Here is a 14,852-nt window from a genome sequence, read left to right as displayed (position 1 = left end):
CTCGGCTGTCACTTTCCACAATTGTCGGTCTCCGCATGCCTGCTTGCTGGGTAGCCAGTGGATTGGTCTCTCGCGCACAGCTTGGATAGATATAAAAACCATCTAATTCTATTTTCTATCATAATTGGAAAGGTAACCTAGGTAGAATTATATCAAAATTTCCAAGAATGTATAGTAAAACTTTAGTTAAATTTGGTCTGTCCAACATAAAGTGTTAATATTTTGCCTAAAAAAAACGAATGGAAAAGAAACGCTGGGAATGGTTTGCCATCAATCGAGGAATTCGACGCGTGTCGACATTCAGGCGGGGTGCCGGCCGATTTGGGAGATCTTCCCTGGAGACATTCTCTGCCGGTGCTCCGAATCCTTGCGCTTTGCGATCTATTTTCTAAAATAATCATGGATTGTAGAGTAGGCTGTATTAGATGAGTCATATCCACTACCAATAGCGATTCGCTATTAAATATTTCACGATTTGCATGCAGTACCCACTTGGTAAACCAAATAATTCATCTTGTTCTCTTGTAACTTTCGCAAGTGGTTTTTCACTTTGTTGAATAGCACAATAGAGATTATCTTCGAGACTATTTATATGATGATTTGACAATTTATCGTTGTTTTTAGCATTATGAAGCCATTCGACATTCCTAACCAAATTGTAGTTTATCTGTCTTTCCGTAATAAGTGCCCACTCTATCTTTTGGTCTTTAAAGAACTCTTTTTCAATCTGTAATTTCTCTACAACTCGTTTTGTCAACTTGTTAGAAGGTTTGATAGAATGTGCAATAAATTTTATACTTTCTTCTTGTTTTACTGTAAGTAACATATCTGTAGTCATAATGATGGGAAGCTTATTCTTGGGGTCAGTTGGATGTTTAATGTCTAACTTTTGTGCAATATAGAGGGTTTTATCTAGAGGTAATAAAGGAAATTGTTCGCGAATATCAATCACTTGCTCTGACCACTCCATTTAGTAATGATGTGCCAATTCAAAGTGTTCAGACAAATAATGGTGAAGTCGACCACTTTTCCAACCAAGAATTCGAGTAACTATCCCTATTGAAGGTACATCATGATAGTCAACCAAGGTTTATATTCCGAAAAGTGGCCTTGACCTCTTCCTTCTTTGATTTTCCGTTGAATAGATGCTATAGAGCTACTTGATCGAATTTTGCTCATTATTCACCTTCTTTTTAGAACTACTAAATCAGAGTAAAGTTCAGTTATCTTTTTCTACTCCTAAGATATATTTTAGTTTTACTTCAAAATACAAATGTAGAATATAACAACTCACAGCTTTATACAATAGCAAAGTAATATTTCTTAGATATATTTTACTTCGTAGCCTATTCATAGGCTACTCGTAGGGTACAGTAGAGCATGAATAAGCTATAATATGGGCTATAAGTAGGTATAATTAGTAAGCAGATGGGTCGGGTAAAACCTATTTGATTTAATAGAGATGAATTCATGAATACTTTGGAACAGAGATGTAAAAATTTGAGTCTAATCCATAAATAGACACAAAAGGAAATTTGTAATAAGATCGGGGTAACTAAACAGGTTGTTTCTAATTGGGAGTGAAACGTAGCACGGCCTAAAATTAATCATTTAATATCTTTAGCAAAGGTTTTTGACGTTACAACTGATTATTTACTTTGTATTGCTAATCGAATGACGTTCCCCTACTGTGTGGGCTCAATTGCTACAGGCGTATCTCCAAAGATTAACCACTCTATATGGGAATTGAAGTTTTCTTTAATTGCTATAAGTATATCAAGAGAGGGTCTGTATTTATCTTATTCCAGCTCACTCAACGTTCCTTGAGAAATTCCAATTATATTTGCAAACTTTATTTGATTTAAGTTGTTTGTTTTTCTAATAGTTCGAATTCGTTAGCCTATTGTAGACATAATTGCCTTCCTAAGCTAAAAAGATCCCGATATATCATCGGGATCTTTCTTGATGTTTGTAAAATGACTAGTTCCACACTTTTTTATCACCAGACATTTGTTTACAGACAATAAAGTTGTGTACCTAACTCCATTTTTTTGTAATAAACCATCCATAAAACAGAAGCCGCCCTTAAAGGTTGTTTGGAACTTCCTTTGAGGGCGGCTATTGTGCATCTACCTATGTTAAATCTCTAAGAGTTACAGCATTCCAACACAAACGGATTGCACTACTAACGCTCTCACTGCTTAACTCGAAGATTCCATGTAGATGGGCCTTCAGCATATAAACAAATGTCCCAAGTTCGATAACCCGATTCCAACCAAATTTAAACTTTTCACGAATCGTCGTGCCCTTAAGCAAGCCTTCTCGCACATTATTACAAATTATTGATGTAGTTGAGATGGACTCACTTTTTGAATTTGAACAAGTATATCAAACGTTTTACCTAATGATATATCAACAGTTTTTGGTATACCAGGGCCTTCTTTAGTTATTCCAGCGAAAATTTGATGTTGTTCGTTTAACCAAGTTTTTGTCACTCCGTTCGCCTTACGTAAATCAATAAAAAATTGATCTTTTTTGACCTGTCCAAAAATGTAATTATAACTGTTTGGATCATCTGATTTTAATATTCCATATGGGCCAAATTTACCATCATTATTATAAACATTATATTGTCCTTTATAAACTGATGTTCCAATAGATACATACCGTTTTCCATAATATTCTGCTAAATGCTGCCCAGCTACTTTAGGGTATATAAATGGAATCATATTTGTTTTCGAAACGTGTCCATTATGTCCCCAAACTATGGTTTTCCCTAAATGTTCTTCAGTCCACTTCGCATTTTCATACATTGCAATATCATGTTTCAAATAAAAATCCGATGGTTTATCAGGGGATGTTCCTCCTAACATTGTAGTAAACTGTTCAATAATACGAGCATTTTGTTTTATCCATGCGAATTCTTTGGATTTTCCGTTTAGATAACTTTTATTTTGTTCTAATAAAGCACTGATTTGTTTAGCATCTGATATATACTCTTCTTTTTCTTCTTTCGTAAGGCTCTCAAAAGTATTCATATCCTTTGTTACAGGAATAAGACCTTTTATCTTCTCTTCTACTCTAGGCACAAGATCTGAATTGTTTCTTTTTATATATTCTCTTATATTATTATAAACATTCTCGTTTACTGATTGAATATCCATCCCAATGATACGCACTTTAGATTTATGTTTTGGATTAGCATTATATTGTCGAATCCAACTAAGTAGATCTAACATTTCTTTTGTGTTAAATTCAGGTGATAGATGTTGGCTTGGGTTTCCCTTACCAGTAAGAACATATCGATCAAGCTCCAAAGCTCTGTCCCATCCCTCTTCTAAAACTAAGTTGGTGAATCCCTTTTCAGATACTAAATAATTAACAATGCGTTGTTTCATTGTAAAAATTTCATGAGCCCCATGCGTAGCTTCACCTAAACCTACAATTGAAGCTGAACCTACCATATTCTTAAGTGGTTTTAAATCATTAAAAGATGCAGTTGGATTAGTTGTTTTTAAAGGCTTTGCATGCATTTCTAACCATTCCGCTATTTGACTTGTATTGTAGGGAGCTGTAACAGAAACTCCTGTTTTCGAGTCTGCATAAGTACTTCCTACAAAATTAGTCAGTATTATAGCAGAAACACCAAGTGCAATAATCATTTTCTTTTTCATAAAACCCTCCTAAAATACTTATTTGTTAGTTTTTTGACATGCTCTAAGGACCAGGGGATACTTCAAGACCCTAGTTTGATGGCGACGTGGCGGGACCTCATGCCTATCAACTTAAGAACTTGCTTTATTCAAATTTTTTTAGAGTAAGTTGTTTTTTGAACCAGAAAGGCATATTTTTAACTATAAAAACTATGACAAAATTTATCCGGTTTTCCTTTTTGCCTACTTGCTAAATTCAGCAAGTAAAATATTTTTAAATGGATCAGGACTATCAGCTTTAAGGCTGTTCAAATTGACGGCCAATGTATGCTTGCCTCCAAGTGTGCCACCAGCAAAAGTGGTAAACCCTAGAACGCTACCTTTGTGTCCCCATATCGAGACACCGTTTGGAAGCTTAGTTTCAAAGATCCCAAGACCATATCCGGTTCCTTCTCTATCTGTAGGAACTGTAGTAAGCATTTGTTTTAGTTGCTGTTCCTTCAGTAATTTACCACTGAGTAAGTAAGAGAAGAATTTGTTTAAATCGTCAGCAGTAGAAATCATATCTCCATCCGAGCTACCTGGGTTAATATAAGTAACGTCTTTTAGCTCACTTGCTCCGTCTAGTTGGAAATAGCCACGGGCATGCTTGGTGCCTGGAATCACACTTGAATTGCCCGGTAGGAATGTATTTGACAAATCAAGCGGTTCAATAATCCGATTTTCAACCTCTTCCGCATAGCTGTTTCCAGTTACTTTTTCAATAAGGATCCCCAGTATTACGTATCCTGTGTTTGAATAAGACCAACCCTTTCCTGGGGCAAAGTCTGGGGGAAGAGAAATCCCCATCTTTACGAATTCTTCAGCCGTATACGATTTTTTTGTATCCGTATAATCAAAGTCTTTTGAATTTACATAGTCAGCGATACCACTTGTATGATTCAATATCTGCCGGATAGTAATTTGGTTACCATCATATCCGTTTCCTTGAATGACACCAGGCAACCATTTTTCAATGGGGTCGTCTAGATTCAAGCGGTTCTCTTCAGATAATTGAAGTAGAACTGTTGCAATGAATGTCTTCGTCACACTGCCAATGCGAAAACGAAAATCTGTTTTCATCGGTTTCTTGGCTCTCAGATCCGCTATCCCAGCAGCATAACTCCATGTTTTTCCACTCTTATAAATTTCAGCAAGTATCCCAGGGTATCCAAGTTGTAGTGTATTCCGCATTGCTTGCTTAGCAGAAGTACAATCTCGTTGGGTACTTGTTTGTAACAAACTAGATACATTTTGAGTGGGCTCTGCTTTTACAATTGAGGTTGGTGTTGTGTATAACAGAAAACTTCCAATCATTAAAAGAACTAAACCTGTAGATGTAATTTGACAATGCTTTTTCATAAAGATATTCTTCTCCTCTATTCATATTGTATCGGTAATTATCTGCTGTTTTAGGGCAAGAGTGGATTTGCAATTATCTTTACTCATTATTATTTTCACAAACGCTATTGTGTCCTAACAAACGGTAAATTCCTTTTTTTCCACATGTATGTTAACCCTAGAAATTACTTATTTCCCTTAAAACACTCTTGTTACTGGTTTGTTTTTCATAAATAGGTCAAACCTGTTTCCCCTTTCACGCCTCGTTAAATTTTTATCATACACAATGAAAATCCCCTCCTCATTTATGTTAATGTGTTAAAACTACCTCTGTGATTCTAGGTGTTTTTCTGTCACATACGGTAGTGTCAAAATGTCACGCTATATAAATCCTAATATTGTTCGGAGTTAATAACTCAATTCAGATGTCGCTGTCAGTGAAGCTGATGATTTGGCTGTGTTGAGTTATAATTACACAATTACGTAGCAGGAGAAGATGGACAAGAAAAACTTCAAAAATGTTGAAATACTACTGAAGTTTTGCTTAATTAATGGCGAATGGCGTATAGCATTCCCATTGGTCTTTTGTCCGCCACCCTGGATTATATCAGTTCTTGATGCGTTCTAATTTTACTATAATTAATTAAAACTCCCTTTATCAGTTGAACTGGTAGAGGGAGTTTCTGTTCATTCGGAACACCGAAGAAATAAACCTATCAATATATTCATGTCTACTGCTACAGATCCATACCAACCCATCGAGCGTAAGGTTGAGATCACAAGAAAAATATTAACGGAGATGATGGAATCTCCACCGGATTTCTTTCAAATCCAAACAAAAAGTCCTCTGGTGGTCAGAGACCTCGATATACTATTAGAATTGCAGCAACGTTGTGAATTATTAGTTTCTATGACTATTGAAACAGACCGAGAAGATGTAAAGCCACTTTTTGCACCTTTAGCTCTAGGGATCAACCAGCGCTTAAAGGCTCTTAGAAATGTCCATGCAGCAGGAATTAATACACAGGCATCCATTTCTCCTCTTTTGCCCTTAACGCCAGATTTCCCCAAAAGATTACAGAGGATTGTTGATCGAATATATATTGATTCGCTGAACATTGGAGATGGTTTAAAGGGGAAGCGATCCGTGCAATTGGGTATGCCTTTGTTGTTTCAGCGAAATGGGTTTTCTAAATGGTATCAGCCTGATATTCATTTAAAAACGAACAACTATTTTAATAAATATTTTGACGAAAAGATTATATTCTTATCTTCTAGTAGAGAGTATCCTCTAAAAGGGAAAATATGTATAATTAATTAATCTACAGGAAATCGGACAGTCATATCCTCTACTCCAATCTGGACGGTAATTCTATCAGTTACATTCTTATACATACAAAAAGAGCAGCCTGTTTAGCTGCTCTTTTTGTATGTATAAGATATTGAGTTTTCATCAGTTGAATTTCCTAATAGTTTCAACGCTTCACGTAGATGCGAAGTCCCATTACGGGACGGGAAAAGGAGCTACGATTTATCGGTTCGTGAGCGACCAATTTTCCATTTTCTTCACGAAAGTCATCAATACGAACACTCGGGATACCGTACACGTCATCGACGGTTTGCTCCACCATGAAACGGACTTGGCCATCGAGGTGCATTATACGGATACAGCCGATTACACCAATCAAGTCTTTGGTTTAACGCATTTGCTCGGATTTCGCTAACAGGAAAGGATTCAAAAACTTTTGACTTGTTATGCATTTTATATGCGCTCTGATTGAAACCTAAGCAGTCACCCTCTGAATGTAATAAAAAGCCCGATGATACGTGCTCATCGGGCTTTTTATTACATAGTTATCAAGAAGAGATATTCTTGTTATCCGTCATTAATAATTAGTATACAACTTTATTGTCTGTACGCAACATTTGTGCATAGACAATAAAGTTGTGTACTAGTCCCCCTCGGTGTATCAACGTTTTTACTGATTTTGCAATGTTGTAATATACAATAAAGTTGTGTACTAACGAGTAAAATGCAGCTTTTTCCACCTGTACGATATACAATAAAGTTGTGTACTAAAAGCCAGTATTTGCGGTTTAATTTTCAAAAAAAATTATACTTATAAACTTATTAAATTAATGACTTTAACTCTTTTTTATTAAAATTGCTCCGTCTGTTCAGGGATACGACATACTAATGCAATGAAATTGTCTACGAAGCAAGTCCTGACCGATTGAGGGTGGGACACGCCTGCAATTTGAGCTCTTTTGGAAGAGCAACAGGCATAGCCAGCAATAAAAAAAACCTGATTAATCCTGAATTATGATCGGTATCGTCACTTGGTCGAGTTCTTCTTTATCGAAGGTAATTCAATTGATATTAAACTTTATAAATTCGTCCGTTGAACCTGAGAAATAAATCATATAAATAATGTAAATAAGAGGATTGATTAATGCCTCCTCTCCCAAAAGCGAAGGAAGCACTATATCCTGATCTGACAGCCCAATTTGCGAAAGCGTTTCTTCGCCAAAGCGATTAAGGAATTTTGAATACATTATTGTTGTATAAAAAGAATGAGTTTGTTCAACTTTATCTCTTTTTAAAAAATAAAACATGGTCTTTCGGATTCTAGTAAAGCGAATGGCTCTTTGCATGTGAAGCAGTAGCCAGTTATTGTTGGCAATGGTAAGAAAATCTTTATTTCTATTTGAACGAGTACAATGAAGCGAATGACCACGAGAACAAAATAAGGGAAGAACCTTAGGAAGGGGATCATTTCTATCGGCTAGACTCTCTTTACATATAGGGCATTCAGACACCAATAATACATTATGTATATGGCATACTATACTCCCTGGTAGTTGGTGTGAACGGTGCCAATAAGGTTCTCCATATTTATTAACCTCTTCATCTACACAAATAGGACATAATCTTAACTTTCTACCATGATCCGGATGTAGTCTTTTTTCTAATATATAAGGATCTCCTTCTAATATTGATCGCTTAAATCTCTTTCTGTGCTCTGGATTTAAAATAAAATGACTAAAATACGGATATGCACTGTGTTTCTCAAGGAAATAAGAATCACGTACCCACCTAGAACCAACAGGAAGACTGACTGGGCTCATCAATAGGAAAGCATTCTGCAAACTAGAATACAACTTGTTGTTCCGTTTTATTTTTGCCAAACGTGCAAAATGGCCTGTATACAAATAATAGCGCGCACAAATGCTATACACAGATTCATCTGGGTACAAGCTCAATTTCATCCTATGAAACTCTTCCATACCTAATAATTGGTTAATTTTCAATTGTTATATCCCCAATTTACACGGCGTCTTTTAGCCTTTCCGCAATATAGCACTCCATTTCCTTCGAATATTTTTGGCCTATGCCAGCTTTCCTTATTATGAACCATTTTCTTAAAGGCAGCTTCTGCAACGTGCATTGATTAATGATCCAATCGATTCTTCTTTTCTGGTGCTGTTCCAAAGTTTCCACATGTCTTTGGAGAGTTTCCTTGCACAATGGAAGTAGATCCAGCTTTTTTTCTAAAATAGCTAATTGACCTATTGTACGACCTATTCGGGCTTTAGTAATCTTTATAGGCTTACCCTCTTGTTGTTTAATTTTTTTTATAGCATCCTTAATAAGCATGTTTATTTCCTGATCTCGTATTTCCCAATCCACCCTTACAGGGGTTACGTTCAATTTTTTAGTAGTGGGAGTAGCTTTTCTTTTTTTCTTTCTTTGTTGAAAATTAGTTAAATTATTCGCTTCGTTCTTAAGGCTTATAGATCCGATTAAGTAACGTTTTATCGTTTTTGGGTCACATTTCATCAACCTGCTCAGTTCTCTCAGGCCTAGCGCATGATCCTTAGACAATTGTTCTAACTGAATCTCCCAAATTGGTCCAAATTTTTTTATCCTCCCTATTGTATAGATAGCACTTCTGTCTTGATCAGGACCCCTTCTTGAATAGGTAAATCCACAGCTTGGACATTCGAAGGTTCCAACTGGTTTCCGGGTATTTGAGCATCTTGTTATTTTTACATGGTGAATAATATTAATGTGGTAATGATCAGAAATTGGATTTAGGCATGGCCACGGCCCGGAGCCAAAGGGGAAACTTGCTCCTTCTAACTTTATGTTTTCCGGTGCATCCCACAACAACTGAATAATCAATATGTGCAGGAGCGGATGTTGAGCCCTTCTTGATTTGCGGAGGATGGTCGATAACCAATTGAAATCGGTATCTTCCGGTAGTTTCACAGCGATCTGGGTTAAAAATTGAGGATTGTATTGGCTCAAAAAAAACTCCCTTACTTCTCTTTGCTTGACTCTTCCTGTCGCTGTACAGTAACCAAGCCGGATTAAGCGTTGTATATATTTATCATACATTTGTTCCTTGTTATATTCACTATATCCACCTTTCAAGATATAGTTGCTAAAATCTGATATCCCAATCAAACGCGGGTCTTCGACAATACAAACCATCTCACTTAAAGCATGATGATTTCTACAAAATGCAGTAGGTAAAGCAGGATACTGAATGCGCTGATCCATAAAATCCTCGTTACATTGGTGGCATTTTTCTAACAAAAAGCATTTATGAATAGGACATACTAAAACTCCTGGCAGTTGATGCGTTCTGTGCCAGTAGGCTTCACCAAATTGATCTAGATCCGCTTGTAAACATAATGGGCAAATTTTCAGAACTTTATGGGTACGAATGATGCTAGCCATTACTCCGGCTATCATTTGAATTCGTTGACTTTTGTCCGCTACCATTTCCTCTTTCACTTGTCTACATTGCTGTATTGACCAGAAAGGCTTGTAATAAGGATACAGAGTGTGAAAGTGAATGAGCTCATCTAAGGTTATTTTTAATTGTTCACTTTGGAGCAGGGCTTTTAAACCACTTGGGAGATCATAAGCTGGCTTCCCAGCTGTTAAATGAAAAAACGACTGATATGTGGTTTTTATGCTTCTATGCCCTCTTAACAAATGATTTCGGGCTATGAAACTAGCTAACAATTCATCTGGATACAAAGTCGCTCCCATTCCCTTATCACTCCAGCTGTAGAAATTTGGACGGGTCTTGAATATACCCGGCTGCTTTTAAAATTGCATAATTGGTCTGTTTATTTTTCTTTTTAACTGTTTCTTTATTAATGTGAGTAATTAAACCATTTAATTTTCTATTTTTCTCCGTTTTTTTTCTATTTGAAGACGACGGAATAACCTCTGCCACATCCACAGTCGCAGAATGCGCTTCTTGAAAGGCTAATCTTTTCCATAGTGTTTTATCTTCAGTCTTGTGTTTTCCTGCTGCCTTTCGTGCAGCTTCCTCTGTAACCCCAGCATCCATCAACCAGATTACAATCTCGTTCATCTCGTCTTCTTGTTGATTTTCATCCAAAAGTTGGTCAACATCTAAGCCAAAATTCCTTTTTAGTTCTGTGCGATCAACATTTGTTAAGATTTCTTTCGGAGAATCGCTAAGGAAAATATCAAGGAAGCGGAGCATTTCTTCTTTCTTCCCACTTCTTAATGCGTCAAGAGCAGGTTGTAATATTTTAAATTGATTCTGGGCTACCGAATGTATAAGAGAAGACGTTAACCTTTCCTCCGTTTCGATGGCTCTTTTTTGAGATTCAATAAAGATCTTAACTATCAAATCAGGTATCCCCTGGCTTTCTTCATACATGACATTGTTAAGCTCCTGAGTCATTTCAACCTCATGCTGAGTCCATTGATGTTTCCAAAGCTGAGAAAGAAATAGTATCCAATCACTATCTTCTTTTTTCAAACGATCCCAGTAAATACTCCCTTGATTTGTGACTCGTTTGATATGTCTAAATTCTTGAGAAAACAAACTTTTAGCTTTGGGTGTACCAATAAGAATTACAGGGATGCCGATCATGTTTATTAACGAATTAAAGAAGTTCAGCATAAGAGTAGCCCCACCAGATTTTGCCTCACTCAAATATTGAATTTCATCAATGACAAGTACTCCCAAATGGTATCTCATGGCCATCGAAGCCAGAACAGGTATTAGCTGGTCAGTTCTATATCGGGAGTAGAGCTCATAGTTCATATCTCCAAAAAGTTCGCCTACTTCTTTAATGACGCCTAGACATAACTGTTTGACAGTTCCGGTCACAGGGCAATCAACCTTTAACCAAACAAGCTGCTTCTCTTCATATTTAGGATGCATGATAACTTGGGGGTAAAGACTCAATATCCGATTGATGGCTGTGGTTTTCCCAGCACCAGATATCCCAATAATCGCAAGCCCGGAAGAAGTAGGAGCCGGAACAAATAAATGTTCCTTTTCAAGCTCTGCTATCTCTGGATCTTTGAAACCAAGCATGAGCGATCTTAAACGACGTATATAATCGGTTGTATTTATGTTTCTAGATAAATACCCCTGCCGAATCATTTCTGAAAAATCCTGTTGAAGTTCTATATGATGACTCAAAGGAATAACAAAGCTCCTTAACCTTTCAATACAGTGCCGACGTTTACTTGGGCTCATCATTCGCTCTTCTGGATTAAATTTCTTTATATTTTTTATTTTACGAATGACGTCAGCATCCTCCATAATGCAAGGAAGAGCCTCGATTAGAGGATGCCCATTATAGTCAGGGATTCCTGTATCCCTATATTCGGCTACCTCTACCCTACCTCGAATAGGATGTTTGACGGTCATGACTCCTCATCCTCCTCTAGTATTTTCCTGAGTAAATCTGCTTTTGTTTGCTGTAACCGATCTTCCTGAGGATTAACATTCATATGGAAAGGCACAACATTATTTTTTACTTTGGAAGGCTGCTCCTGTCCAATTGTCCAATTATTTGTTTGTCGCTCTCTCTCTTTTTCTTGCCATTGTTTCTCTCGCATGTTCTTTAATCTAGCCGTCTGATTCATTCCCTTTATTGCTTGTCCCGTCTTTTGTTTGGCTTCTTCAACTATGGCTGCACTTTTTGTGCGCAGTATAATTCGATCCTGAATATTTTCATCCTGGCCATTTCGAGAAAGTTGCTCCTCATAAACCATCTTGTCCAAATCTTCTTCGTATCGGTAAAATGAGTTAGCTTTCGTTGATTCATACAGATCACTTAAGCGGTAACACTCTTCAAAGCTGCCCCCTTCATGTCTTAAGAAAATAATTGAGGTATCTCTGGGATCATAACTATACTCCACTTCAATAATTTCTTTGTTCTTTGCTCGAAATCTCCATGACTGTTGTTCAGCCGTTACACAAGTATAGGCATGTCCAGCAAAACGGATGCCATCTCTCGTAAATCTGCCTTTTTTGGAAGGAAGTAAATTCATACGAAGTTCTTCCTTTGTCACCCATCGTAGAGCCCCCAGTCCTTTGCGTATACCCCACTGCCATAAGTTTACTGGTGTTGGTTTAAGTTCATCTTCAATCATTGCGGGTGAACGCTTATAAGATGGTAAAAAACGTTTATTATGATAACGTACACATTCGATTAAGATCGTTTCAAATTCATGAATATCAAGAATAGCTTTGGAACGGTAGTCTGTTTCACCTCTTTCTTTTTCTCGTTCGAGAACAGCACCTGGAATCCATTTTATAACCAATCCCTGAATTAAATCGAAGGTTTTCTCCACTACTGGCTTCCAGTCTGGACGAAATGGAGGCAATGCCTCCAACTCCACATTTAATGTCCTTTTTAAATGCTTAGGATACTGGCTGGTATACTCTGTTCCTCGATCTGTCGTTAAAACCTCTGGTAACCCAATTGCTGGCCATTCATCTTCTGCGAGTTCAATTCCAAATCGTTCGCAATACTCTACTTTATTAGAAGCTGCATTCTCTAAAGCGAGCATCGCCCCTACCCAACTGGGCCCTTCAAACCCCACATAAATTCCTGCAATTAAAGAACTGAACGCATCGGAAACAATATATATTATTGGCCTGCCAATAACCCATTTTCGATTAAAACGGCTAACCACATAGATATCCGCAACCGTAGAATCAATCTGATATGCAGAACCTGGCCCGAAGTTCCGGTGTTTTAAATTACCCTCTACTGCTCTGTACCTGATATTGTACCTTCTGCTACCTTCACGACTTAAAATCATATCCTCAGTATTGTTTTCTTTCTGGTAAAAATATTTAAATTGGCGAAGAGTTGGTCTCTCATGGCTAGGCTTAAGGATGGGGACCTGTTTCCCTTCAATGAGTTCAAACCCATCATTAAAAAATCGGGCTAGCATGAGTTCGTAGACTTCCTGGAACGTTCGTTTTTCTCGTTTGTGAAACCATCTCGCAATGGAGACTCGAAAAATATGTTTGACTTCATCTGTAACAATAATTCCTACTGCATCTTGGTCAAGCCGGCTTTGCATATTCGGTCTGCCCAGCTTCTGATTCGTACTCGCACGCTCCTTACCCTTTCCACCACAGCGATCATAATCAGGCAGTAATGTATTTTCAACCATCCCGCGTTGCCAGTACCTTCTAAGAATGCGCCAGATAAGGACTTTAGATATTCCTGTTTCCTTATGCAAGTCAGATACGATACGGCCTCGTTCATGTTTGTAGAATATATGGGGTACATTCTCCTTACTTGCTAACCTGTTCAAATAACTCCACCTTTGATCCCGGATTTGTTTGTCCTTAGGGCTCAGCTGATGCTCCGGGTAATGGATTTTAGGAATAGATAGAACTGTCTTTTCTATATTGTCAGCCTTCATTTCTTCCTGAATCATAGAATATGAAAACATTTCAGGATAAGGCTTATACCCTTTTTCTTCTTTCGTATTGATCATAATTACTAGATCTTCGTTGCGCTGCACCCAAAGTACACGATACAAATCAGGTTCATTACATTCTTCCTCTTCTTCTGTCTCACCTTGCCATACCGCCAAAATTGTATTTACGTAAATTTCATTATGCATGGCGCATTCCCCCTTGTTGGCTGGATATACCATAGTTCAAATCTAGTATTTCCAAGGGACGATTAGGATCTATTCTTGTCTTCATGTTCACTTTCCATTGTTTAGTCATAATCAGGTGTCTTACAATGACTAGACTGTTCCCAGGTGTTAGTCCTAACGCATCATCTGCTTGATTGGTTATATCGGTTAATTTGTAAGCTGGATCTACAATCATTTGTTCCATTAACACTCTAGCCTTCATTACATGCTGATCTGTAATATGGTACGGCGCCAGATTATAGGTTTTATGAACGTATTGAACATTCATGGCGTAGGAAACAGGAATATCTTTATCGGTTACCAAGCTCCATCCTACATCTCTTGCCTTCCAATACTGTCTTTCAATTTCCATTTTCTCCGCTTCACGTATTGTAATCTTATTAGCTGGTTTAATATTCACAACATCAACGGGGCTATCGTCCTGGTCAATCACAAAATCAGTAGTCATCACCTTCAGCTCGCGTTTCTGCGGATCAATGGGATGATCAACGCCGAGGTCTTCCGCAATCTGAATCGTTTCTTCTATGGGTAAGAGCGGATATTGTTCACGATACCCTTCGATGACATCAGACCATTCCAATAAATAAAAGTAATACCATTCTAGATCCGAAAGAAGTAAGTGCTCTCTTCCTGATTTAATTCCTTTTGCGGTATGCGTCCGTCCTTGTGAAGGTACCTGCCTTGCTGTAAACCAAGGTACATAATGTTTTCCCATGCCCTGACCTTTGCCTTGTTTTATCCATTTTTCTATCGTGGTGGGAATTGGATATGCTTGAGCCATAGTGCCCCTCCATTCACCTCGTAGTAAATGCAAAAAAAGCCCCACTGTAAAAACAAGGTGC

The 14,852-nt window shown here is 37.5% G+C and carries 9 protein-coding genes and 2 pseudogenes; 2 read left to right on the top strand and 9 right to left on the bottom strand.

Features of this window, described 5'->3' with window-relative positions:
- Positions 1-439 precede the first annotated feature (439 nt).
- The 4 genes and pseudogenes from C0638_RS25180 to C0638_RS11330 all read right to left on the bottom strand — a co-directional run bounded on the left by C0638_RS25180 (position 440) and on the right by C0638_RS11330 (position 5,079).
- Positions 440-952: a TnsA endonuclease N-terminal domain-containing protein gene (locus tag C0638_RS25180; protein WP_233902309.1), complete on the bottom strand. Its 513-nt coding sequence runs from the start codon at positions 950-952 to the stop codon at positions 440-442.
- Between the two features lie 847 nt (positions 953-1,799).
- Positions 1,800-1,856, bottom strand: coding sequence for a hypothetical protein (locus tag C0638_RS26160; RefSeq protein ID WP_442792767.1), 57 nt, complete (start codon positions 1,854-1,856; stop codon positions 1,800-1,802).
- A gap of 483 nt (positions 1,857-2,339) precedes the next feature.
- Entirely contained in the window at positions 2,340-3,674 is a 1,335-nt protein-coding gene (locus tag C0638_RS11335) for an erythromycin esterase family protein (RefSeq protein WP_058711370.1), read from the bottom strand.
- 222 nt (positions 3,675-3,896) lie between these two features.
- Positions 3,897-5,079 (bottom strand): annotated as a pseudogene (locus tag C0638_RS11330) (serine hydrolase domain-containing protein).
- A 681-nt stretch (positions 5,080-5,760) separates the two neighbouring features.
- Here C0638_RS11330 and C0638_RS11325 point away from each other — a divergent pair.
- Positions 5,761-6,354 (top strand): radical SAM family protein, encoded by a 594-nt coding sequence (locus C0638_RS11325; protein ID WP_233902308.1) that lies wholly within the window; start codon positions 5,761-5,763, stop codon positions 6,352-6,354.
- A 151-nt stretch (positions 6,355-6,505) separates the two neighbouring features.
- Positions 6,506-6,754 (top strand): annotated as a pseudogene (locus C0638_RS11320) (Tn3 family transposase); the annotation flags it as partial.
- 649 nt (positions 6,755-7,403) lie between these two features.
- On the opposite strand, the gene C0638_RS11315 reads toward C0638_RS11320, so the two are convergent.
- Genes C0638_RS11315 through C0638_RS11295 form a run of 5 tightly spaced genes read right to left on the bottom strand, consistent with a single transcriptional unit; the run spans position 7,404 to position 14,791 of the window.
- Positions 7,404-8,345, bottom strand: a complete 942-nt coding sequence (locus C0638_RS11315; protein ID WP_082689600.1) for a TniQ family protein — start codon at positions 8,343-8,345, stop codon at positions 7,404-7,406.
- 16 nt (positions 8,346-8,361) lie between these two features.
- On the bottom strand, positions 8,362-10,098 hold the full coding sequence (locus tag C0638_RS11310) for a TnsD family Tn7-like transposition protein (RefSeq protein ID WP_058710350.1): 1,737 nt from the start codon (positions 10,096-10,098) through the stop codon (positions 8,362-8,364).
- A gap of 7 nt (positions 10,099-10,105) precedes the next feature.
- Entirely contained in the window at positions 10,106-11,749 is a 1,644-nt protein-coding gene (locus C0638_RS11305; protein WP_102163491.1) for an ATP-binding protein, read from the bottom strand.
- Positions 11,746-13,971, bottom strand: coding sequence for a Mu transposase C-terminal domain-containing protein (locus C0638_RS11300; RefSeq protein ID WP_058710348.1), 2,226 nt, complete (start codon positions 13,969-13,971; stop codon positions 11,746-11,748). Before C0638_RS11300 ends, C0638_RS11305 begins: the two co-directional genes overlap by 4 nt.
- Entirely contained in the window at positions 13,964-14,791 is an 828-nt protein-coding gene (locus C0638_RS11295) for a heteromeric transposase endonuclease subunit TnsA (RefSeq protein WP_058710347.1), read from the bottom strand. Before C0638_RS11295 ends, C0638_RS11300 begins: the two co-directional genes overlap by 8 nt.
- Between the last annotated feature and the right edge of the window lie 61 nt (positions 14,792-14,852).

The organism is Paenibacillus sp. lzh-N1 (assembly GCF_002872435.1).
Classification (GTDB): Bacteria; Bacillota; Bacilli; order Paenibacillales; family Paenibacillaceae; genus Paenibacillus; species Paenibacillus polymyxa_C.
Note: the sequence above shows the minus strand (reverse complement) of the source record. Positions and strands in the feature narration are given on the sequence as shown.